Origin of the sequence: Halopseudomonas aestusnigri, from assembly GCF_002197985.1 — a bacterium.
GTDB classification, from domain to species: Bacteria; Pseudomonadota; Gammaproteobacteria; order Pseudomonadales; family Pseudomonadaceae; genus Halopseudomonas; species Halopseudomonas aestusnigri.
On the sequence record NZ_NBYK01000004.1, the window covers coordinates 176,001 to 199,374 of the forward strand.

21 protein-coding genes are annotated in these 23,374 nt (G+C 60.3%); 4 read left to right on the forward strand and 17 right to left on the reverse strand.

Features of this window, described 5'->3' with window-relative positions; all coding sequences use genetic code 11:
- Positions 1 to 7 precede the first annotated feature (7 nt).
- From B7O88_RS08490 to leuC, 14 genes are all read right to left on the reverse strand, one after another.
- Positions 8 to 490: a CvpA family protein gene (locus B7O88_RS08490; RefSeq protein WP_088275171.1), complete on the reverse strand. Its 483-nt coding sequence runs from the start codon at positions 488 to 490 to the stop codon at positions 8 to 10.
- 68 nt (positions 491 to 558) lie between these two features.
- Positions 559 to 1,158 (reverse strand): SPOR domain-containing protein, encoded by a 600-nt coding sequence (locus tag B7O88_RS08495; protein WP_088275173.1) that lies wholly within the window; start codon positions 1,156 to 1,158, stop codon positions 559 to 561.
- The gene (folC, locus tag B7O88_RS08500; protein ID WP_088275175.1) at positions 1,151 to 2,443 is read right to left on the reverse strand and encodes a bifunctional tetrahydrofolate synthase/dihydrofolate synthase; all 1,293 of its coding nucleotides are present in this window, start codon (positions 2,441 to 2,443) and stop codon (positions 1,151 to 1,153) included. Before folC ends, B7O88_RS08495 begins: the two co-directional genes overlap by 8 nt.
- The gene (accD, locus tag B7O88_RS08505; protein WP_088275177.1) at positions 2,443 to 3,336 is read right to left on the reverse strand and encodes an acetyl-CoA carboxylase, carboxyltransferase subunit beta; all 894 of its coding nucleotides are present in this window, start codon (positions 3,334 to 3,336) and stop codon (positions 2,443 to 2,445) included. Before accD ends, folC begins: the two co-directional genes overlap by 1 nt.
- Before the next feature lie 66 nt (positions 3,337 to 3,402).
- Positions 3,403 to 4,206 (reverse strand): tryptophan synthase subunit alpha, encoded by an 804-nt coding sequence (trpA, locus tag B7O88_RS08510; protein ID WP_088275179.1) that lies wholly within the window; start codon positions 4,204 to 4,206, stop codon positions 3,403 to 3,405.
- Positions 4,207 to 4,217: 11 nt separating this feature from the next.
- Positions 4,218 to 5,435, reverse strand: a complete 1,218-nt coding sequence (gene trpB / locus B7O88_RS08515; RefSeq protein ID WP_088275181.1) for a tryptophan synthase subunit beta — start codon at positions 5,433 to 5,435, stop codon at positions 4,218 to 4,220.
- Positions 5,428 to 6,042 carry a phosphoribosylanthranilate isomerase gene (locus B7O88_RS08520; protein WP_088275183.1) on the reverse strand — a complete coding sequence of 205 codons (615 nt, stop codon included), beginning with the start codon at positions 6,040 to 6,042 and terminating at the stop codon, positions 5,428 to 5,430. Before B7O88_RS08520 ends, trpB begins: the two co-directional genes overlap by 8 nt.
- Before the next feature lie 60 nt (positions 6,043 to 6,102).
- Entirely contained in the window at positions 6,103 to 6,963 is an 861-nt protein-coding gene (gene truA, locus B7O88_RS08525; protein WP_088275185.1) for a tRNA pseudouridine(38-40) synthase TruA, read from the reverse strand.
- The gene (locus tag B7O88_RS08530) at positions 6,963 to 9,908 is read right to left on the reverse strand and encodes a FimV/HubP family polar landmark protein (RefSeq protein WP_088275187.1); all 2,946 of its coding nucleotides are present in this window, start codon (positions 9,906 to 9,908) and stop codon (positions 6,963 to 6,965) included. The genes truA and B7O88_RS08530 overlap by 1 nt, the downstream gene beginning before the upstream one ends.
- Before the next feature lie 178 nt (positions 9,909 to 10,086).
- Entirely contained in the window at positions 10,087 to 11,106 is a 1,020-nt protein-coding gene (locus B7O88_RS08535; protein ID WP_160003155.1) for an aspartate-semialdehyde dehydrogenase, read from the reverse strand.
- A 102-nt stretch (positions 11,107 to 11,208) separates the two neighbouring features.
- Positions 11,209 to 12,321 carry an aspartate-semialdehyde dehydrogenase gene (asd, locus tag B7O88_RS08540; RefSeq protein ID WP_088275190.1) on the reverse strand — a complete coding sequence of 371 codons (1,113 nt, stop codon included), beginning with the start codon at positions 12,319 to 12,321 and terminating at the stop codon, positions 11,209 to 11,211.
- Between the two features lie 80 nt (positions 12,322 to 12,401).
- Complete coding sequence (leuB, locus tag B7O88_RS08545; protein WP_088275192.1) at positions 12,402 to 13,484, reverse strand: 3-isopropylmalate dehydrogenase; 1,083 nt, start codon at positions 13,482 to 13,484, stop codon at positions 12,402 to 12,404.
- A gap of 71 nt (positions 13,485 to 13,555) precedes the next feature.
- Positions 13,556 to 14,200 (reverse strand): 3-isopropylmalate dehydratase small subunit, encoded by a 645-nt coding sequence (leuD, locus tag B7O88_RS08550; protein ID WP_088275194.1) that lies wholly within the window; start codon positions 14,198 to 14,200, stop codon positions 13,556 to 13,558.
- 11 nt (positions 14,201 to 14,211) lie between these two features.
- Positions 14,212 to 15,639 carry a 3-isopropylmalate dehydratase large subunit gene (gene leuC, locus B7O88_RS08555; RefSeq protein ID WP_088275196.1) on the reverse strand — a complete coding sequence of 476 codons (1,428 nt, stop codon included), beginning with the start codon at positions 15,637 to 15,639 and terminating at the stop codon, positions 14,212 to 14,214.
- 148 nt (positions 15,640 to 15,787) lie between these two features.
- Between leuC and B7O88_RS08560 the strand changes: the two genes are divergently transcribed.
- The 3 genes from B7O88_RS08560 (at position 15,788) to B7O88_RS08570 (ending at position 20,691) form a co-directional block, all read left to right on the forward strand.
- The gene (locus B7O88_RS08560; RefSeq protein WP_088275198.1) at positions 15,788 to 16,669 is read left to right on the forward strand and encodes a LysR family transcriptional regulator; all 882 of its coding nucleotides are present in this window, start codon (positions 15,788 to 15,790) and stop codon (positions 16,667 to 16,669) included.
- A gap of 230 nt (positions 16,670 to 16,899) precedes the next feature.
- Positions 16,900 to 20,025 carry a bifunctional diguanylate cyclase/phosphodiesterase gene (locus tag B7O88_RS08565; RefSeq protein ID WP_088275200.1) on the forward strand — a complete coding sequence of 1,042 codons (3,126 nt, stop codon included), beginning with the start codon at positions 16,900 to 16,902 and terminating at the stop codon, positions 20,023 to 20,025.
- Between the two features lie 129 nt (positions 20,026 to 20,154).
- Positions 20,155 to 20,691: a glycine zipper 2TM domain-containing protein gene (locus tag B7O88_RS08570; RefSeq protein WP_088275202.1), complete on the forward strand. Its 537-nt coding sequence runs from the start codon at positions 20,155 to 20,157 to the stop codon at positions 20,689 to 20,691.
- A 140-nt stretch (positions 20,692 to 20,831) separates the two neighbouring features.
- Here the strand turns inward: B7O88_RS08570 and B7O88_RS08575 are convergent, their stop codons facing one another.
- Positions 20,832 to 21,725: a LysR family transcriptional regulator gene (locus tag B7O88_RS08575; protein WP_088275204.1), complete on the reverse strand. Its 894-nt coding sequence runs from the start codon at positions 21,723 to 21,725 to the stop codon at positions 20,832 to 20,834.
- 101 nt (positions 21,726 to 21,826) lie between these two features.
- Here B7O88_RS08575 and B7O88_RS08580 point away from each other — a divergent pair, with 101 nt between their 5' ends.
- Entirely contained in the window at positions 21,827 to 22,600 is a 774-nt protein-coding gene (locus B7O88_RS08580) for a ferredoxin--NADP reductase (RefSeq protein WP_088275206.1), read from the forward strand.
- A 51-nt stretch (positions 22,601 to 22,651) separates the two neighbouring features.
- Here the strand turns inward: B7O88_RS08580 and B7O88_RS08585 are convergent, their stop codons facing one another.
- Both B7O88_RS08585 and B7O88_RS08590 read right to left on the reverse strand, forming a co-directional pair.
- Positions 22,652 to 22,837, reverse strand: a complete 186-nt coding sequence (locus tag B7O88_RS08585; protein ID WP_088275208.1) for a PLDc N-terminal domain-containing protein — start codon at positions 22,835 to 22,837, stop codon at positions 22,652 to 22,654.
- 60 nt (positions 22,838 to 22,897) lie between these two features.
- A complete protein-coding gene (locus B7O88_RS08590; RefSeq protein WP_088275210.1) occupies positions 22,898 to 23,368 on the reverse strand; it encodes a hypothetical protein in 471 nt (156 codons plus the stop codon).
- Positions 23,369 to 23,374 lie beyond the last annotated feature (6 nt).

A 23,374-nucleotide genomic window follows, 5' to 3' on the forward strand; every position in this document is an offset into this window, starting at 1 on the left:
TGCCGGATCAGCGACCCGCCATTTGCAGAATGAGATTTTTCGACCAGTCAGCGACCAGCAGAAAATGGGGAATCACCACCGATTCGCGCCACCAGGCATCCGCTTCAACGGGGGCCAGGCTTAACAGACCGACTGCGACTACCACCAGCAGCGCACCGCGCGCTGCGCCGAAAACCATGCCAAGAAAGCGGTCGGTACCGCTGAGACCCGTTGCCTTGACCAACTGGCTGATCAGATAGTTGACCAGCCCGCCCAGCAGCAGCGTCATGACAAACAGAATGGAACACGCGGCGATGACGCGCAGGGAAGGCGTTTCAATATAGGGCACAAGCAACTCGGCGAGTGCTCCGCCAAACAGCCAGGCAACCAGGCCGGCAATAACCCAGGTCAGCAGGGAGAGGGCTTCCTTGACGAAGCCTCTGGTCAGGCTGATCAGGGCCGAGACTGCAATGATGGCGACGATAGCCCAGTCAACCCAGGTCAAAGACACGATGAAGTACCCTGTTCTACAAAGGCAGGCATTCTAGCAGAGCTGCGCGGCCCATCGAAACTGCATAATCAGCCTCGACCGCTATCGGCATCGTACGCCACAACAAAACCCTTGCTGCCGCGCTTGCGCTCCAGTTCATCGCGCAGGCGATTGGCTGCTTCACGGCTCGCCAGCGGCCCGACATATACGCGGGTGCTGGTCTTGCCTTGCACGGTTACGCTATGGGTGTAGGCGTTGTAACCTTGGGCGCGCAACTCCTTGCTCAAGCCGTCAGCATTGGAGGCACTGGAAAAACTGCCCAGCTGGATAACCCAGTCACCCGACGCGACCGGCGCAGGCGCGGGCGCAGCCGGCGTCGCTACCGGCTCCGGCGCAGATGCCGGGGCTGGCGCAACGGGCTGCACTGGAGCGGATGGGACGACTGCCGGCGCAGAATCAACCGGCACGTCCGGCAGCGCGACAGGCAGCTCCGGAACCTCCGCAGGCGCGGGCAGCGGCGCGGGCGCGACGGGCTCAATTACCTGCGGAGCCAGCACCGGCGCCTCAGGCACATCAACCTCAACCTGTACCGTCTCGTCCTGCCCAGACAGCAGCATCGGCAAAAACACCACAGCCGCAATGATCAATACAACCGCACCAATGATGCGCTGTTTCAGACCCTCATCCATTCTGCGCTACTCCGGCATGTTCAGATAGCCAGAGTATGGCGTCGGCGACGCAGAAAAACGACCCGAATATCACAACTTCGGTCGCCGAGTCGGTTTGCTCCAGCGCCTGCTCAATCGCCCGGGCGATGGATGCATGGGCTGAAGCCGGCTCGCCAGCCGCGGTCAGGCCCTGGACCAGATCCTCGGCAGAGCGGCTGCGCGGGCTTGGCAAAGGGGCGGTAAACCAGTGTCCGAACACCCCGTGCAACTCTGCCGCGACCCCGTTCAGGTCCTTGTCAGACAACAGACCGAATACGGCTACCCGCGGACGCGCCGCATCGGCACCCAGGCTGGAAGCCAGAAAACGAGCCGCATGCGGGTTGTGACCGACATCCAGACGCAGATCACGCACCGCTCCCTGCCACAGAACCTGGCGCGCCTCCAGACGTCCCGTTGCGGTAGCTGACCGCAGCGCCGCACAGATCAGGGTATCAGCCAGATCGAACCCGGCAGCCCAAAACGCCTGCAATGCCACAGCCAGGTTATCGCGCGGCAGACTGACCGCAGGCAGGCGCAGCTGACGGCGGTTACCAGTCCCGTCAATGCCGTCAAGCACCCAGGATCCATCAGCAAAACTCTGAACACTAAAGTCCTGATCGCGCTGGTACAGCCGACATCCCAGCCGTTCTACTGCATCAGTAAAGGGCGACGGCAAGTCACGTTCGCCACTGACAACAGGATGCCCTGCACGCATGATGCCGGCCTTCTCAAACGCAACCGATTCCCGCGTTGATCCCAGGTACTCCTGATGATCCAGACCAATGCTGGTCACAACCGCCACGTCGGCATCAACCACATTTACCGCGTCGAGACGACCGCCCAGCCCCACTTCAAGCACGACCGCATCCAGCCGCTCGCGCTGGAACAGCCAGAACGCGGCCAAGGTGCCGAATTCAAAATAGGTCAGGGAGATATCGCCACGGGCTGCATCAATGGCAGCAAAGGCATCGCAGATCGACTGATCATCGGCCTGCGCACCATTGATACGGATGCGCTCGTTGTAGCGATGCAGGTGCGGGGAGGTGTAACAACCGGTACGCAGCCCGGCCGTGCACAACAGCGAGTCCAGGGCCGCACAGGTCGACCCCTTGCCGTTGGTACCGGTAACGGTGAAAACGCGAGGTGCCGGACGAAGCACGTTCAGTCGCTCGGCGACCTCACGTACCCGTTCCAGCCCCATATCGATTTCGCTGGGATGCAAGGCCTCCAGCACGGCCAGCCACTGGCCAAGACTGCGCTGGGACATCAGGCCTCGTCGGCAACCTCTGCCGCTGGCTCAGGTGCCGGCGCGCCGGTCAGCATGGAAAGCAGGCTGGCCAGGCGGTCGCGCATCTCGCTGCGAGCGATGATCATATCCAGCGCACCGTGTGCCAGCAGGAATTCACTGCGCTGGAAGCCGGCGGGCAGCTTTTCGCGCACGGTCTGCTCGATAACACGCGGGCCGGCAAAACCGATCAGCGCGTTGGGCTCGGCTACGTTCAAATCACCCAGCATCGCCAAACTGGCAGAAACGCCGCCGTAAACCGGGTCAGTCATCACCGAAACAAAGGGGATGCCCTCTTCGCGCAGACGGGCCAGCGCCGCACTGGTCTTGGCCATCTGCATCAGGGAGAACAGGGCCTCCTGCATCCGCGCACCGCCGGAAGCAGAGAAGCACACATAGGGAACGCGATCACGCAATGCGGCTTCAGCGCCACGCACGAAGCGAGCCCCTACCACGCTGCCCATCGAGCCACCCATGAAATTGAATTCGAAGGCGCTGGCCACAATCGGCGCCCCCTTGAGCTTGCCCTGCATGACAACCAGCGCATCTTTCTCGCCAGTGTCCTTCTGCGCTGCAGCCAGGCGGTCCTTGTACTTTTTGCTGTCACGAAACTTGAGACGGTCTACCGGCTCCAGCTCGGCACCCAGCTCGGTACGCCCTTCCGGATCGAGGAAAATGTCCAGACGGCGGCGCGCGCCAATACGCAGATGGTGACTGCACTTGGGGCACACATCCAGATTCTTCTCCAGCTCGGGCCGGTACAACACTGCGTCACAGGACGGACACTTGCGCCACAGCCCCTCCGGTACGCTGCTTTTCTGTGCTTCGGAGCGCACGATGGAGGGAATCAGCTTGTCCACCAACCAGTTGCTCATCGCCTTTCCTTCTCTGAATTTATCATGTCAGCCTGCCCTCCTGCGGAAGGAGCGGCAGCGCCTTGTTCAGCGGTCCATTGAACTGCGCATGTCAGCCACGATGGCAGCGATGGCCTCACGTGCCTTGTCCGGATTGTCCGCATTGGCGGCAATCTGATTGACCAGCACCGAGCCTACAACGACGCCATCTGCTACACCGGCAACCGCCGCTGCAGACTCGCCATCGCGAATGCCGAAGCCGACACCAATCGGCAGATCGGTAACGGTGCGCAGCATGTCCAGTTTTTCTGCTACATCGGTGACGTTCAAAGCACTGGACCCGGTCACACCTTTGAGTGAAACATAATAGACATAGCCGCTTGCCTGTTCGCAAATCAGCCGCGCGCGCTCTGCCGTGGTGGTCGGTGCCAGCAGGAAAATGGTATCCAGCCCCCGCGCCTTGAACAGCGGAACGACGTCTGTCGCCTCTTCCGGCGGCAGATCGACGGTCAGCACCCCGTCAACACCCGCCTCTGCCGCGGACTTGGCAAATTGTTCGTACCCCATCTTCTCGATCGGGTTCAGATAGCCCATCAGTACCACCGGCGTTTCATTATCGCGGCTGCGGAACTGGCGAACCATCTCGAGTACCTGACTCAGACTGACGTGATGCTCGAGCGCGCGCTCCATTGCCAGCTGAATCACCGGGCCATCGGCCATCGGATCGGAGAACGGAATACCCAGCTCGATGACATCGGCACCGGCGGCTACCAGATCATGCATCAGGGGCAGTGTAACCGCCGGATTCGGATCACCAGCAGTGATATACGGAATAAGCGCCTTGCGACCAGCAGCCTGCAAAGCGGAAAAACGGGCTTCAATTCGGCTCATGAATATCTCTTTTAAATGCTGATGCCGTCGATACCGGCGACGGTGTGAATATCCTTGTCGCCTCGACCTGACAGGTTGATTACCACGATCTGATCAGGACTCATGCGCGCCGCCAGCTTCATGCCGTAGGCGACCGCATGACTGGACTCCAGCGCGGGCATGATGCCCTCCACACGGGTCAGCTCACGGAACGCATGCAGCGCCTCGTCGTCGGTCGCATCAACATAATCAACCCGACCGATATCCTTCAGCCAACTGTGCTCAGGGCCGACCCCAGGATAGTCAAGGCCCGCGGACACGGAGTGAGTCTCGATGATCTGCCCCGCCTCATCGGACATCAGATAGGTGCGGTTGCCATGCAGCACACCAGGCTTGCCCGCACTCAGTGGCGCCGCATGCTCGCCGGTCTCAATGCCAAGACCACCCGCCTCGACGCCGTACATACGTACGCTCTCATCATTGAGGAACGGATGAAACAGGCCAATGGCGTTGGAGCCGCCACCAACGCAGGCAACCAGCGCATCAGGCAGACGGCCCGCCTGTTCCAGACACTGCTGGCGCGCCTCGCGGCCAATCACGCACTGAAAATCACGGACCAGCTCAGGATACGGGTGCGGCCCGGCTACCGTACCGATGATGTAGAAGGTGTCATCGATATTGGTAACCCAGTCGCGCATGGCTTCGTTCATGGCGTCCTTCAGGGTGCGCGAACCTGAGGTCACCGGAATGACCTCTGCGCCCAGCAGCTTCATGCGATAGACGTTGAGCGCCTGCCGGCGCACGTCCTCGGCGCCCATATAGACCTGACACTTGAGGCCAAGACGCGCCGCCACGGTCGCCGTGGCAACACCATGCTGACCGGCGCCGGTTTCGGCAATGACCCGCGGCTTGCCCATAAACTTGGCCAGCAGCGCCTGGCCGATGGTGTTGTTTACCTTGTGGGCACCCGTGTGATTAAGGTCTTCACGCTTGAGATAGATCTTCGCGCCACCGACCTTGTCGGTCAGATGCTCGGCAAAATACAGCGGCGACGGGCGGCCAACATAATGGGCCAAATCGCGATCAAACTCGGCCTGAAATTCGGGATCGGCAGACAGCTTGCGATACACGCGCTCCAGCTCGTCCAGTGCATCCATCAGCGTCTCGGACACAAAGCGGCCGCCATAGGGACCGAAATGCCCACGCGCATCAGGGACCGCAGAATAATCGATGGGGTTGGAGTCAGACACGCTTCACCTCTTGTACAAACGCGTTAATTTTTGCCACATCCTTGATGCCCTTGCTTGCCTCGACGCCACCACTGACGTCGACCGCCCAGGGGCGCATCTCACGGATCGCCTGATGCACATTGCCTGCTGTCAGCCCCCCGGCCAACACCAGATTCCATTCCCGCTTGAGCGGCACCAGGGTCCAGTCGAACACTTCACCGGTGCCGCCCGGAACACCTGGCTTGTAGCTGTCGAGCAAGATTCCGCTGGCCCCAGGCCAGCGCGATGCAACGTCGGCCAACTGATCTGCACACTGCACCCGGACCGCTTTCAGAAAGGGCCGCCCGAACTGGCGGCAATAGGTATCGGACTCATCACCATGAAACTGCAGCACGTCCAGCGGCACCTGGCCCAGCACTTCACGCACATAGTCCGGCTCGGCATCGACAAACAGGCCGACCGTGGTGACAAACGGCGGCAGCGCCGCAATGATATCGGCAGCCTGAACGGCAGTGACGGCGCGCGGGCTGGGTGCATAAAACACCAAGCCGATTGCATCGGCACCTGCTTCAGCGGCAGCCAACGCATCCTCGACCCGGGTAATTCCGCAAATTTTGATACGCGCCATGTAACCTGCCCCAGGGCCTGCTCCTAAGGGTCTCGATGTTAGCAGATCACATCAGGGGCGTCAGTTCGCCACATCAGGGAGTGCAGACAGAAAGTGCGGCCCCAGATATCGCTCAGGCAGAGCAAAGGTCTCGGGGTAGGTCACATCGACCAGATACAAGCCGTAAGCCGGTGCGGTCAGACCGCCCTGCGCGCGATCGCGCACCTCAAGCACCTGCTGCGCCCACTCCACCGGCTGCTCGCCGCAACCAATCTGCATCAGGACCCCGGCAATATTGCGCACCATATGGTGCAGAAAGGCATTGGCACGGATATCCAGCACGATAAAACGGCCGAACTCCAGCAGTTCAAGGTGATGGATAGTCTTGATTGGCGACTTGGCCTGACAGCCAACCGCACGGTAGGACGTAAAGTCATGCGTACCAACCAGCGCCCGGGCGGCAACACGCATGCGCTGGATATCCAGCGGCCGGTAATTCCAGGTCACTTCATGGGCCAGATGCGCGGGCCGAATGGGATCGTTATAGATCACATAGCGATAGCGCCGGGCAACGGCAGAAAACCGCGCGTGAAAATCCAGACCGATCGGCGTAACCCAGCTCAGCGAGATATCCGCCGGCAGGTTGGCATTGGCTCCATGAATCCAGTTTCGCGGCGAACGATGCGCGTCACTGTCAAAGTGAATCACCTGGCAGGACGCGTGAACCCCGGCATCGGTGCGGCCAGCACAGAAAACCTGTACCGGATGATTTGCCACGCACCCCAGCGCCTTCTCCACGGCCTCCTGCACGCTGGGTACACCCGACTGCTGGCGCTGCCAGCCGCGATAGGCCGTACCCTTGTACTCGACACATGCCGCCACTCTGGAAACAACAGCGGCCGCCTCAGGGGCGGCCGCTGTTGCGAGATCAAACTCTGTCATCAGTCAGCCAGGTGCTCCATCATGCTCTGTGCTTCCTGCTTCTGCTGGTCATTACCCTCTTCAATCACTTCGTTGAGGATATCGCGTGCACCTTCCTGGTCACCCATATCGATGTAGGCCCTCGCCAGATCCAGCTTGGTCGCACACTCGTCGGTGCCGGACAGGAAGTCGAACTCATCGTCCTCCTCGTCCGATTCAGTAGCCAGCGCCGCCTCTGCTTCAACGACAGCCGGAGCTACCTCATCCATCTCCGGCAGCTCGAAGTCATCCAGTGACAACTCGGTATCAGCGGGCACCTCAATATCCTCAGGCAACGCCACATCCTCCGGCAGCTCAAACTCGATCGCGTCGTCCTCCAGCTTGATGTCAGCGTCAGCGGACAAATCCAGTGGCTCGGCAGCAACGGTTGACGCTGGCTCCTCGACCGGCTCGTCGCTCAGTGCGGCAAAGTCAGCCATCAAGTCTTCTGCCTGAAGATCGTCGGTCATGGCCAGATCGAAATCCGCCTCAAGAGATGGTGTTGACGAATCGGCTGCGGGCTCCGCTTCATCTGCGGGCAACGCCAGATCATCAACATCCAGCTCAAATTCGTCAAAATTGATGCTGTCAACCTGACTATCAGGCAGCTCTGGCTCAAAGGGCGCGGAGGCAGTCGGCTCCTCTTCCTGAGCCACAGGCTGTGCACTGCCGTCTTCCAGATCAAAGTCCAGATCAAAGCCCTCTGCTGCCGGCGCGGCAGGCTCAGGCTCGGCAACCGGCTCGTCAAATGCCAGCTCGGCGGACGGGGTAGTATCGCTGGCGTCCCCAAGATCAAACTCGCTGAAATCAAAGTCCATATCCGCGTCGACGTCAGCCTGATCGTTCTGACCTGCAGCGGACGGATCCAGATCGGCCAGATCCGTTTCGTCCCACTGCGCTGCGGCAGCAGCGGCTCCGGCAGCGGCTGCGGCCATCAGCGGGAAACGGGCATCCAGCTCAGCCACGCGAGCGGAAGACGGGTTTTGCGCAGTAACGGCAGCACGCTGCTCCAGATAGCCGGCGCTATCTTCAAGCAAACCGTTCACTTCCATCAGTTTCAGGCGCAGCTCCTCACGTGCCGGGTCCGCCGCCACGGCTGCCACCAGCACATCACGCGCCTCCTGCAGCTTGCCGTAAGCCATCAGAGCATCGGCTTCAACCAGCGGGTCAGCGGCCAAATCTAGCTCATCGGCCCCGTCCATACCCTCTGCGTCGGCCAGAGCAACATTGAAATCATCGCTGTCAGTGAGCTGATCACCATCCTGCTCGGCAGCGTCGGCAATGAAGTTATCCGCCATTGCCTCCTCGCGACGGGCGTTGCGACGCGAAATTGACATCAACACCAGCAGAAGCAGAAGAACCGCAACAACGCCCCCGCCGATCATCAGCATCTGATTTTGCATCAGCCCCTTGATAACAGCCATCGGGTCGCTATCCGCAGGCTCTGCAACCGGCGCAGGTTCAGCCGGGACCACAGACTCTGGCTCGGCGACTGGCTCTGGTGCTTGTTCCGCTACAACGGGCTCCTCGACAGCGGGCTCTGACGCCTCGGTTTCGGCAGGGGCTTGCGCGTCGGCAGCTACGTCTTCAGCAGCCTGCTCCTCGGAAGTTGCCTCTGACGCGGCTTCCGGTTCTGCAACCATTACGCTGCTTTCGACGTCTGCTGCGGCGTCCGCCTCTGCTTCCGCGACGTCGGCCAGCTCGGCAGCTTCCTCGGCTGTTACCGCCGGCTCCGCACCCGCGTCAGCGACCTGCTGCTGCAATGCAGCCAGCTGGGCATCTTTCAATTCAAGCAGGCGTTGCAGGGTTTCAAGCTGCCCTTGAACGTCATTCAGGCGATCGGTCATTTCCGCCTTTTCACGCTCAGCGGCATCCAGCTGCTCCTTGGTGCGATCCAGCGCATCACGCAGCTGCGCCCCTCCGGCATCGGCATTGGAGCTGCCGGCAGCCTCTGCCGCCGTGCCTTCGGTGCCCGATACCAGACGCAGTGAGTCCTGAGCATCTACGGCCTCGGGTGCTGCACCGGCCGACTGGCGCTCACGCGCATCGAGCTGAGGCGCCTGCGCCTGAGCGGCAGTCGGTGCCCGGCGATTGCGCCATGCACTGTTCTGCGCGGCGACCTCGGCAATCGCCTCGGAGTTGCTGCGAGCGGTCGCCTGCTGGGCGCTCGGCAAGGTCAGTGTTTGCCCCGCCTTGAGCTGATTGATATTACCGTTGATGAAGGCGTTAGGATTCAGGTCCTGAATCGCCAGCATGGTCTGGTGCACGCTTGCGCCCTGGGGGCGAGCCCGCAACGCCAGATCCCAAAGTGTGTCGGAGCGTGTGGTCGTCAGCTGGCCTGTTCGGGTACCTGAACTCGCTGCCGGTGCCGGCGCCGCGGCAGTGGGAGACGAAGCACTGGCCGGTGGAGCGGAAACGGCCGCAGCTGATGCCAGACCTGCCGCACTGGGTCGCGCCGCCGCAACCTGCGGTGCCGACGAAGACACGGGTGCAGAGATAGTGGAGCTGCTGACGACCGGCGTTGGCTGATACATGGGCGGGTCAAGCAGGATGGTGAACTCGCGCAGCACCCGCCCGGACGGCCAGCGCACTTCCATCAGGAAGTTCAGAAACGGCTCATTGACAGGGCGGCTGGAGGTAACGCGAATAACCGAGCGGCCATTGGGCTTGATGACCGGCTGAAACTTGAGATCGGTAAGAAAGAAGGTTCTGTCAATGCCGGCGCGTCCGAAGTCATCGGGCGACGCCAACATGGAGCGAATTTCATCGCCGGACAGATCACGAACCTGAGTAAGGTCAATCTCTGCATCCAGCGGCTGATTCAGCGCGGAGTTCAGATGGATATCGCCTACCCCTAATGCGTGAACCATCCCGGACGACATCACGGCACTTGCTGCGGCGACAGCGATAACCAATTTGCGAACCATAGCGGTAATCCTTTGCTCTTATCGTTTTCTCACGTCCCAACGCACCCCATGCTCGGACTGGCTTACGCCAAAGGCTCCCCACCCGGCCCGAGCAAGTTGCGAATGCAACGCCATGCCCAAACGGTCTTTGTCCTGCAAAACCTAACCTGCTTGATACAAAAACACCAGCAAGTATCGATTACAAATAGTCTTTTATCAACAATCCGGCCACTGCCAGACTGTTAAGTGCGACACCTTTTCGAAGATTATCAGACACAATCCACAAATGTGTGGTGTTCGGATCAGTGACATCCTGGCGAATCCGACCCACCCAGACCTCATCCGTGCCAGTGGCATCGGTTACCGGCGTCGGGAAGCCGCCCGGACCCTCCTTGTCCAGCACCTTGATACCCTTGACCCGACGCAGGATGTTGCCCACCTTTTTGCTGTCGAGCGGCTCGGCGGTCGTGACCTGCATCATCTGGGCGGTACCGTAGAACAGCGGCACCAGCACGCAGCTCGCCAGCACCGGGACATCTTTGAGCCCGAGCACATCAATCACGCCATTTACCAGGTCACGCTCCTCGCGGCTCGCCCCGGAAGCATCGATTTCGCTGGTGGCCGGCAACAGGTTGAACGCCACCTGCTTATCGAGGACACCGCCCTTCTCAATTGGCTGGCCATTGAGCAGTCGACCGGTCTGCATCGCCAGCCCTTCCACAGCAGCCTTGCTATGAGTAGACATTGACTGATAGGTGGAGATACTCACACGCCGCAGATCCGACATTCCGGCAAGCGCCTTCAACACCAGCGCACTCTGCACGACCTGAGCATCCGGGCAAGATACTGCACGGCGCTGCGCCGCATCGGCCAGCGCCTGAGGGTTCACCTCTGCAACAACACTGGCGCCCTGACCCGCCAGCAGACCTGTCGTATCGACCACCAGCGCACCGGCATCACGAATAGCACCGATGCACTGCAGGCCGAATTCCCGCTCGCCTGCGACGATCGCAACCGCAACCGATGAAAAATCAAAGCCGGAAAGCGCTTCAACCCGAACACTCTGGCCTTTGATCATGCGGCGCTCACCCGCCTCGTCGTCGACATCAACCAGCGCAACGGAGGAGAACGAATGCTCATGCTCGTCCAGCATGTTGACCAGCATGTCGCCAACCAGACTGCTGACACCGACAATCGCCACACCTGATGCTTTGCTCATACCCTGCCCTTCATCTATTTCACGCATTACACAAACACAAAGGGCATCCCGACGAAACGGGATGCCCTGATCGTTACCGCACACGCGCCAAACGCGCTGCGATCAACCTTCCTGCAGAATCCGCAGCATGCGGCGCAGCGGTTCTGCCGCGCCCCACAACAACTGGTCGCCCACAGTGAAGGCCGACAGATACTGCGAACCCATGTTCAGCTTGCGCAGCCGCCCTACCGGTACACTCAGGGTGCCGGTAACGGCAGTCGGCGTCAGGCCAACCAGGGTGTCTTCCTTGGTGTTGGGAATCACCTTGGACCAGGGGTTGTGCTGGGCCAGCAGTGCTTCGATATCTGCCAGCGGCACATCCTTGTTCAGCTTGATAGTCAGCGCCTGGCTGTGGCAGCGCATGGCACCGATGCGCACACAGATACCATCAACCGGGATCGGACGGCCGCTGCGACCGATGATCTTGTTGGTTTCGGCCTGCGCCTTCCACTCTTCGCGGCTTTGACCGTTTGGCAGTTGCTTGTCGATCCACGGAATCAGGCTGCCAGCCAGCGGCACACCAAAGTTGTCCACCGGGAAGGCGTCACTGCGCAGGGTCGAGGCAACAGTACGATCAATTTCCAGAATCGCACTGGCAGGATCAGCCAGCTGATCGGCAACGGACGCGTTGATTGCGCCCATCTGACTGATCAGCTCGCGCATGTTCTGGGCACCGGCACCGCTGGCCGCCTGATAGGTCATGGCGCTCATCCACTCGACCAGCCCCTGCTCAAACAGGCCACCGAGACCCATCAGCATCAGGCTGACAGTGCAGTTGCCACCAACGAATGTCTTGATACCATCACGCAGCGCCTGATCAATGTTACGACGGTTGACCGGATCCAGCACGATAACGGCATCGTCTTCCATTCGCAGTGTAGAGGCCGCATCGATCCAGTAGCCTTTCCAACCCTCGGCGCGCAGCTTGGGATACACCTCACTGGTGTAATCGCCACCCTGACAGGTAATGATGACGTCCATCGGCTTGAGAGCTTCAAGGTCAAAAGCGTCCTTGAGCGCAGGAATGTCCTTGCCAATATCCGGACCTTTGCCACCCACGTTGGATGTGGTGAAAAACACCGGATCAATATCAGCAAAATCATTCTCGTCGCGCATGCGTTGCATCAGCACAGAGCCGACCATGCCACGCCAACCAACCAAACCAACTTGCTTCATAACAACAACCCCCGTGGGGTAACAGATTCAAAGACACATACGCCCGGCCGAAGCCGGGCGTAAATGGATAGTCGAACAGATTACAGGTTTTTCAGTGCTGCTACTACGGCATCACCCATTTCCACTGTACCGACCTTGCGGCACCCTTCAGACAGGATGTCGCCGGTACGCAGCCCCTGATCCAGCACCTGGCTGACCGCCTGCTCGATGGCATCAGCCGCCGCTACCTGGGCAAAACTGTAACGCAGCATCATGGATACCGACAGGATGGTTGCCAGCGGGTTGGCGATACCCTGGCCGGCGATATCCGGCGCACTGCCGTGACACGGCTCATACATGCCCTTGTTGTTCACATCCAGCGACGCCGAAGGCAGCATGCCGATTGAACCGGTCAGCATGGAGGCCTGATCGGAGAGAATATCGCCGAACATGTTGTCGGTCACCATCACGTCAAACTGCTTCGGTGCACGGACCAGCTGCATGGCCGCGTTGTCGACGTACATATGCGACAGCTCGACTTCCGGATAATCCTTGGCCACCTCCTCGACCACTTCGCGCCACAGCTGGCTGGACGCCAGCACGTTGGCCTTGTCGACCGAGCAAAGCTTCTTGTTGCGGACCATTGCCATGTCGAAACCGACCTTGGCAATGCGGCGCACTTCGCTCTCGCTGTAGGGCAGCGTATCAAAAGCCATGCGCTCGCCGTTTTCCAGCGTGGTGCGCTCGCGCGGCTTGCCGAAGTAGATGCCACCGGTCAGCTCGCGCACGATCAGGATATCCAGGCCGGAGACAACTTCCGGTTTGAGCGTCGAGGCTTGCGCCAGCTGCGGATACAGAATCGCCGGGCGCAGGTTGCCAAACAGACCCAGCTCGGAGCGAATTTTCAGCAGGCCACGCTCAGGGCGCAGCGCAGGATCGATGGTGTCCCACTTCGGACCACCAACTGCACCCAGCAATATCGCGTCAGCGGCACGGGCGCGCTCCAGGGTTTCGTCAGCCAGCGGCACGCCGTAACGGTCGTATGCAGCACCACCCAGGTCGTCGAAACTCAGCTCGAAGCCGAGATTGAACTTGCTGTTGGCCACTTCCAGCACCTTGACCGCTTCGGCCATGATCTCCGGACCAATACCATCGCCCGGCAGGATCAGAATCTGTTTGCTCATGTGTTTCCTCGTAATCATTCATGGTGCACCGCGCCAGCCGCAGTGCACCCATTGTTCAGGTGCAGCCCGTGTCAGGCGTCGCGAAACAGCCAGGGTTGACGCTGCCTGTGGCCGGCTTCGAAGGCGCTGATCGCATCGGCATCACGCAGTGTCAGGCCAATATCATCCAGACCGTTGAGCAGGCAATGCTTGCGGAAGGCGTCGATCTCGAACGCATATTGCTTGCCGTCCGGACGGGTTACGGTCTGCGCCTGCAGGTCGACCGTCAGCTGATAACCTTCGGTGGCCTCACATTGCTCGAACAGCTCGTCCAGCGCCTCGTCCGAAAGGATGATCGGCAGAAGGCCGTTCTTGAAGCTGTTGTTGTAGAAGATATCGGCAAAGCTCGGTGCAATCACCGTGCGGAAGCCGTACTCATCCAGCGCCCAAGGCGCATGCTCGCGGGACGAACCACAGCCGAAGTTTTCGCGCGCCAGCAGCACACTGGCACCCTTGTAACGTGGGAAGTTCAGCACGAAATCTTCGTTGATCGGCCGCTGGGAGTTGTCCTGATTCGGCTGGCCGACATCCAGGTAACGCCACTCGTCAAACAGGTTCGGACCAAAACCGGTGCGCTTGATCGACTTCAGAAACTGCTTCGGAATGATCTGATCGGTATCGACGTTGGCACGATCAAGCGGGCAGACCAGGCCGGTATGTTGGGTAAAAGCTCTCATCGGGGCACTCCTCAGGCCTGCATCAATTCGCGAACATCAATGAAACGACCGGTCACCGCTGCGGCAGCGGCCATTGCCGGACTCACCAGGTGGGTGCGCCCGCCGTTGCCCTGACGACCTTCAAAGTTGCGGTTGGACGTGGATGCGCAATGCTCGCCACTTTCCAGGCGGTCCGGGTTCATCGCCAGACACATGGAACAACCGGGCTCACGCCATTCAAAACCGGCTTCGATAAAGATCTTGTCCAGCCCTTCCTTCTCGGCCTGCGCCTTGACCAGACCGGAGCCCGGGACAACCAGCGCCTGCTTGACGCTGGCTGCCACCTTGCGGCCCTTGGCCACAGCCGCCGCCGCGCGCAGGTCTTCAATCCGCGAGTTGGTGCAGGACCCGATAAACACGCGATCCAGCTTGATCTCGGTGATCGGCTGGTTTGCGGTCAGGCCCATGTACTTGAGCGCGCGCACGATGGAGTCGCGCTTGACCGGATCGCTCTCAACGGCCGGGTCCGGCACGTTCTGATCAACGGCCAACACCATCTCCGGAGAGGTGCCCCAGCTGACCTGCGGCTTGATGTCTTCGGCGCGCAGCTCAACGATGGTGTCAAAGTGCGCATCAGCGTCGGACACCAGATCCTTCCAGGCTTCGACCGCGCGGTCCCATTCGGCACCCTGCGGCGCAAACGGACGGCCCTTGACGTATTCGATGGTCTTTTCGTCTACCGCGACCATGCCAACACGGGCGCCGGCTTCGATGGCCATGTTGCACAGGGTCATGCGGCCTTCGACCGACAGATCGCGAATCGCGCTACCCGCGAACTCCAGCGCGTGACCGTTACCACCCGCGGTGCCGATCTTGCCGATCACCGCCAGCACGATGTCCTTGGCGGTAACACCAAAGGGCAATTGGCCCTCAACGCGGACCTGCATGTTCTTCATCTTCTTGGCGACCAGACACTGGGTTGCCAGCACATGCTCAACCTCAGAGGTGCCAATGCCGTGCGCCAACGCACCAAAGGCGCCGTGGGTAGAGGTGTGCGAATCACCGCAGACGACGGTCATGCCCGGCAGGGTCGCGCCCTGCTCCGGGCCGACAACGTGAACGATGCCCTGACGCACATCGTTCATCTTGAATTCGAGGATGCCGAAGGCGTCGCAGTTCTCATCCAGGGTTTTGACCTGAATACGCGAGACTTCATCCGCGATGGCTTCGAGACCGCCCTGGCGCTCTGCCTTGGTAGTCGGCACGTTGTGATCCGGGGTCGCGATATTGGCGTCGATGCGCCACGGTTTGCGGCCAGCCAGTCGCAGCCCTTCAAACGCCTGTGGCGAGGTCACTTCGTGGAGAATGTGACGATCGATATAGATCAACGCAGAACCATCATCCCGTTGTTTGACGAGATGGTTGTCCCACAGCTTGTCGTAAAGCGTTTTCGCAGACATGGGTTACTCCTGGGCATCAGACTGTGGCCACCGTCCCCTGCAACTGCAGGCCCTGCGGCGGCTCTTTCACTGGGCACAGAATAAATTTTACCCAGAGATAAAACAAAGGAATATTATTTATAAAACAGATAACCAACTGGAATGCAAGATGGACACCGCCAACCTGCAAGCCTTTCTTGCCGTCGCCGAAACCGGTTCGTTTTCCCGTGCCGCCGAGCAGCTGCATCTGACCCAGCCCGCAGTCAGCAAGCGCATTGCCATGCTGGAGCAGCAACTCGATGCGCGCCTGTTTGATCGCATCGGCCGCCACGTATCGTTGACCGAAGCTGGCATGGCACTCAAGCCGCGTGCCGAACAGGTACTCAGCCTGCTCAATGATACGCGCCGGGCATTGAGCAATCTATCCAGCGAAGTTTCCGGCCGCCTGAGCATTGCCACCAGCCACCATATCGGCCTGCATCGCCTGCCCCCGGTGCTGCGCGAATTCACCCGCCGCCATCCGCAGGTGTCCTTCGACATCCAGTTTCTCGACTCCGAAGTTGCCTACGACAAGGTGCTCCACGGCGAAATCGAACTTGCTGTGATCACCCTTGCCCCCGAAGTCGAGGCGCCGGTGATGAGCGAGCTGATCTGGCACGACCCGCTCGACTTTGTCATCGCCCCTGAGCACCCGCTGGCCCGCCAGCCAACGCTCGATCTGGCACAGCTGGCCGACTATCCGGCTGTTTTCCCCGGCACCAATACCTTTACGCACAAGGTGGTCAGCGACCTGTTCGAGCGTCATCACGTACAACCACAGATCAGCATGAGCACCAACTATATGGAGACTATCAAAATGATGGTCTCCATCGGCCTGGCCTGGAGTGTTCTCCCACGCAGCATGCTGGACAGCCAGGTCAGCGTCCTGTCATTACCGGGCGTTCACCTGCAGCGTGAGCTCGGCTGCATCTGGCACAGCGGTCGCACCCAGTCCAATGCCGCCCGGGCGCTGATTGAACTGCTCCGAGACGCCCGTCAGCATCCAGACTGATTCCGACTTTCGGTTACTTGTCCAACCGCATGCGCACGGCTATCTTCAAGGAAGGAAGGAATCAGCCAAACAGCCCGGCAATTTGCGGGGCTGAAGCGGCGCCGGGGCAAGACGGCCCCACTGAATGGATCAGAAACCAATGCCAGGCAATACAGGCACTTACTCACCAGATGCCGTAGACGGGTCAGAGACGCCCTTTAATCTGCTGTTTCACGGCATGCCCTGCCCTGATGATCGAACCAGATTCTCAGCGGATCATCGACCTCAACAGGGCATTCACCCAACACTTTCAATGGCAGCCGGACCACGTTCTTAACCAGCCCGTCGCCCGCTTTCCGCTTTGGGGTCGCCCGGCGCACTGGCGCGCCCTGATCAGCGCGCTTGAACAAGAGGGCTGCCTGCGCGACCGACCCATAAACCTGCTGGGTCGTGACGGCAACTTGCAGCAGTGCCGCCTGAGCATGGACAGGATCGACAGCAACGGCCGGCAACGCATAGTGCTCAGCCTGCTTCCGGTCATATCGCCACTGCCCTCCTGCACTGACGAATTCACCAGCAGCAACGTCCCGCAATTGATGCTGGACCTGGACAGCCGCCGCATCCTGCAGGTCAATCCGAGCTTCGAACGGCTCAGCGGGCTTGGCAATGAAGACTGTCAGGGCCGGACCGTCGCGGAGCTTGGCTTGCTGCCGCGCTCGGTCAGTGACCGCCTGCACGCCAGACTGGTCAATGGCGGGGTACTGGAGGGCGAGGAGTTCAGAGTCCGGTTACCTGGCGGCCAGAGCAGCGACGTTTCACTGCATGCCGAAACGGTCCTGCACCAGAACAGGCGCAGACTGATAGTGACGGTGCACGGTACCGGCCAGCTGAAAAACCGGGATCGCGCCCTGAGAGATAGCCAGGAACGCCTGCGACTGGCACTGGATGCCGCGCAGATGGGCATCTGGGACTGGAAACCGGGCAGTGACACCCTGCATTGCTCCGCCCGTGCCGCTGAACTGAACGGCCTTGCGCCCGACGAGTGGCAGGGATCGGCACGCGCCTTTCTGAGACGGATCGTCAGCGAAGACAAACGGGCCATTCGTCGCGCGCTGGTTACCATCTGTCGCGGCCATCAACCCCACTACCTCGTAACCTACAGGGTGCCGCACGGCAAGAGCGTACGCTGGCTGCAGGCCACAGCCACCCTGCACCTGGATTCTGCCGGGCAGCCTGCCCGCATTATCGGCACGGTTATGGACATTACTGATCAGCGCAAAAGCCAGAACGCTCTGGCCGAGAGCGAAGCCAAGTTTTCCATGCTGTTCCAGAGTGCGCCTGACGCCTATTGCCTGATCCATTGCGAAAGCCAGCGGATTATCGAGGTCAACCAGAGTTTTTCCCGAACCTTCGGTTATCCATTACCCGACCTGATCGGGCGCACGCCCAAGCAAGCCGGCCTGTGGAGCAACCATGAGGCAGACGCAGCACTCAACGAGGCCGCAACGGGCGCGCAAGAGCTACTCGAAAGACACTTCACCTTCGCCACACGCAGCGGCCATCTGCTGCTTTGCGAGACATCAACCACCCGCCTGCGCATCAACCGTCAGACCTGCGTGCTGTTCAGTTTCCGCGACATTACCGCACGCACCCAGGCGGAAGCCGCCCTGCGCGCCTCCGAGGACAAGTTCGCCAGGGCCTTCAGAGGCAGCCCAGATGCCATCACCATCAGCGAGAAACTGACCGGACGTTATCTGGAGGTAAACGACGGGTTTTGCCGCCTGACCGGCTATCGCGAGCAGGACGCCATCGGACACAGTGCAGACGAACTCAACCTTTGGGTGGAGCCAGGCCAGCTCGAGGAGCTGATTTACCAGATGGACCAGCAAGGCGGGGTCTACCATCGAGAGCTGGGCATGCGCAATCGCGCGGGAAGCGAATTGACCGTAGCCGTATCTGCCCAGCCGCTGAACGTAGAGGGACTGCAGTGCGTTCTGCTTACGGCGCGAGACGTCACCGAACACAAACGCATTGAAGCCAAGGTCAAACATCTGGCTTACCACGATGCACTGACCAACCTGCCAAACCGGTTGCTGCTAAGTGATCGACTGGGTCAGCTCAATGCGCTCTATCAACGCCACGCTCTGCGTGGCGCACTGCTGTTTTTCGACCTGGATCACTTCAAGCATATCAACGACTCGCTCGGGCACTCCTGTGGTGATGCCGTACTGCAGGAGGTCACCCGCCGCCTGCTCGGCCGCGCCCGTGCTGAAGACACCGTGGCCCGGCTGGGCGGAGACGAATTTGTTGTACTGCTCAGCGGCCTGCACTCCAGCGGTACAGCCTTGCGCCAGGAGGTGGCCAATACTGCGCAGGCGTTGCTTGATACCATTTCCGAGCCAATGCAGATTGAAGGTCACGCCCTGCGACTCAGCGCCAGTATCGGTATTGCCCTGATCCCGGAACATGGCGACAGCGCCGAAGACCTGCTCAAGCGCGCAGATATCGCGCTCTACCGGGTCAAAGAGGACGGTCGCGACGGCATTGCCTTCTTCGAACAGGCCATGCAGGTCGCTGCCAGCGAACGCCTGGCCATCGAGTCGGAGCTGCGCAAGGCCTTCAGTGACAACCAGCTGAGGCTGCATTACCAGCCGCAGGTAGTCTACGGCAGCCAGAAGATTCTCGGTGCCGAGGCCCTGCTGCGCTGGCAGCATCCTGAACGCGGCCTGATTGGTCCATCAGCGTTTATCGACGTCTTGGAGCAAAGCAGCCTGATCTTTGATGCCGGCCGCTGGATTCTTGCCCGGGCCTGCGAGTGCATCGCCGGGCTGCTGACAGATCAGCTGGTCAACCCGGACACATTCTGCCTCAGCGTAAACATCAGCCCCAGGCAATTCCGCCATCCCAACTTCGTGGGCGACGTGTTGGGTGCTATTCGCCAGCATGCCATCCCGACACGCTGCCTGAGCCTGGAAATCACCGAAGGTATCGTCATTGAAAACATCAACGACACCATCGACAAGATGAACGAACTGCGCCAGCACGGCGTGCATTTCTCCATTGATGACTTCGGCACCGGCTACTCCTCGCTCAGTTACCTCAAGCGACTGCCAGTCGACCTGCTGAAGATCGATCAGTCGTTCGTGCGCGACTGCACCGGCAATGCCAACGATGCCGAGATTATTCGCGCCATCATCGCCATTGCCTCCAGCCTGCATATGGATCTGATCGCCGAAGGCGTGGAAACCCGCGACCAGTTGAACTTCCTCCACGCCCAGGGCTGCGACCAGTTCCAGGGCTACCTGTTCAGCCCGCCGGTGGACGAGCACCGCTTTCGCGAGCTGCTGGCAAGCGGCGGCTTTGCACAACAGCACTGAAGCGCCAAGCCGGTCACAAAGCTGACGTTTCGAGGCGAGCTACGGGAACCGGATCAGGCCGACAGCAGTCCATATGCGCATACACCGCAAGATCGCGGACACAGTCATAGACATAAAGGAGTATCCATCATGAACAAGTCTATGTTGACGGGCATTCTGGTCGGCGCGGCTCTGGCCACGGCCGGCGGCGCCATCGCCGGTTACACCGCCTTTGCGGACAGAACTCCCACCGAGGCTGACGTTCTTGATGTTGTCGAGATCACCCAGACCCAGCGTACCCCGCGCGAAGTCTGTAATGATGTCGCCGTCACCCGGCAGAAGCCGGTACAGGACCAGAATCGAATTCTTGGCACGATCGCCGGCGCTGTAGTGGGTGGCGCGCTGGGTAATCAGGTAGGCGGCGGCAACGGCAAGAAGATTGCCACTGTAGCCGGCGCCGCAGCCGGTGGTTACGCAGGCAACCGCATCCAGGAAAACATGCAGAACAACAGCACCTACACCACCACCGAGCGCCGCTGTGAGACCGTCTACGACAGCCACGATGAAGTGGTTGGCTATAACGTCAAATACCGCATCGGTGACGAAACCGGTACCGTGCGCATGGACCACAAACCCGGCGCTACCATCCCGCTAAAAGATGGCGAGCTGGTGCTGAGCAGCAACTGATCATTGCTGGCGGTAAACGAAGCCGCAGCGCGCAAGCGTTGCGGCTTTTTTGCTGCCCCCACGAAAACCGCAGGGGCGCGACATGACGCACCCGCCGCCCCAAGGCATACCAAAAAAGCCGGCCACGGCATGCGGCGGCCCTACGCCAATCCCTCGGTACTTTCCCTGCACAACGCCAGCCAGCGCTCCACCCCGGCGCTGCGAAACTTCTGCCGGTGCAGAGCGAAGTAAAACCGGCGATGAAAGTCCCGATGGGGCACCGGCAGCGGTACCAGCCGGCCGCGCTTGAACGCATCCACCAGGGTAATCTCGGACAGGCAGCCCACACCAAGCCCTGCCTCCACCGCCCGCTTGATGGCTTCGGTGTGCTGCAACTCCAACTTGATATTCAGCTCGGGTAGCAGGCCGTGCATCGCCCACTCAAAGTGCTGGCGGGTACCGGAACCGGGCTCACGCACGATCCAGGCAGCGCTTAGCAAATCGTCGTCGGTCAGCCAGGGCTTGCCGGCCAGCGGGTGATCCGGTGCACAGAACACCACCAGTTCGTCGTCACGCCAATGGATCATCTCCAGATCAGGGTGTCGACTCTCCCCTTCGATCAGCCCCAGATCCAGCTCAAAGTTGGCCACCTTGCGCACGATGGCCTCGGTGTTCGCCACCTCCAGCTCGACCCGCGCGCCGGCCTGCTCGCCCATATAACGTGCCATAATCTCGACCGCCAGATAGTTGCCGATACTGAGTGTCGCGCCGACCCGCAGGTGACCGAACTCCTGGTGCCGGGCCAGCGCACTCTCCAGACCGCGCGCCTGCTCAAGCAGTGCCTCAGCCCGCGGCCTGATGCTTTCGCCCAGCTCATTCAGCTGCAATCGCTTGCCTACCCGATCAAACAACTGCACATCAAACTGGCTTTCCAGATCCTTCAATGCACTGCTGGCCGCCGACTGCGACATCGACAGGCTGGCCGCTGCACGCGTGAGGTTTTCATGGAAGGCCGTGGCGAGGAATACCTCAAGCTGGCGAAGGGTGTATTTCATAATCGGTTTTCCCGAATAGTCATATATGAATTATCCGTTTAGCCGATAGATTAACCCTGCGTAGACTCGCCGACCAAGAGATCTTCACTACTGGAGGCGTCATGTCAGGCTTCAACACCGAAAAAGTACTCAGCGTGCACCACTGGACAGACACTCTGTTCAGCTTCAGGACCACCCGTGATCCCGGTTTCCGTTTCAAGAACGGTCACTTCATCATGATCGGTCTGGAAGTCGAAGGCCGCCCGCTGATGCGCGCCTACAGCATCGCCAGCCCGAACCACGAAGACACGCTGGAGTTCTTCAGCATCAAGGTGCCGGATGGCCCGCTGACCTCGCGCCTGCAGAACATCAATGCTGGCGACCAGATCATGATCAGCCGCAAGCCCACCGGCACGCTGGTGCTGGATCACCTGATCCCGGGCCGCAACCTGTATCTGCTCAGCACCGGTACCGGTCTGGCGCCGTTTATCAGCATCATCCAGGACCCGGAAACCTACGAGCAGTACGACAAGGTGATCCTGACTCACGGCTGCCGCAACGTCAGCGACCTGGCCTATCAGGATCTGATCAACGACGTGCTGCCCAATAACGAGTACTTCGGCGATCTGGTACGTGAAAAGCTGATCTACTACCCGACGGTGACCCGCGAGCCGTTTCGCAACCAGGGCCGCCTGACCGACCTGATGAGCAACGGCAAGCTGTTTTCCGACATCGGCTTGCCGCAGTTCGATCTGGAACAGGATCGCTTCATGCTGTGCGGCAGCCCGAGCATGCTCAAGGACTGCTGTGAAATTCTCGACGCCAACGGCTTCAAGGAAGCACGCCACGGCGACCAGGGCCACTACGTGATTGAGCGCGCCTTCGTCGAGAAATAAAGCCCCAGGTGTAACGAAAAAGGCCCCGGTGCTTTCGCACCGGGGCCTTTTCTATGCCCTGCTTCCGCGCGGGCCAGCGACGAACCAGATAATCAACCCCAGCAGTGGCAACAGCACCACCAGCAGAATCCACAACAGTTTCATGCCCATCTCGGAGCGACTCTGCAAAATATTGATGATGGCCCAGATATCCCCGATCAAGATCAGCAGCCCAAGCAGACCGCCACCCGTTCCCATGTTCATTGCCTTCCCCCTTGGCGTTGGTGTGTCCACCACACTATAGATCATGCGGGGAAGTCAGATATCCAATGGCAACAAGCCCGACAGTGTTGGCGCTTCAAGCGGATGGTACGTCAATGCCGAGTCTTCGGCTGCGCTGTCCTGCCAGCGGCAGTCAATACCGGCGGCGGGCAAGATGGCCTGCTCAAGGCCTGCAGGCAGAGAAATACGGTCACCCGCGCGCAGCGCAATCACCATTGCCCAAGCGCCGGTACCAAGGCATAACCGCAGCCGTCCAGCCTGCACCGTTCGCACCACAGCGCCGCAGCAAAACAGGTTCGCCTCGGTGAGCTGCTCTTCCACCTGCTGGTACGCCGGCATGCCATGAGCATCATGTATGCGGCTGACAGCGGCGGACTGACGCTCGGCATCTGCAATGGTCAGCGACAGCCCCCTCTCCTGCAGCGCGCACTGGATATCCTCAAGATGGGTCAGCACCCGTCGAGGGCACTGCAGATCACCACCGTCGTATATTGCCAGTATGCTCATCAATCC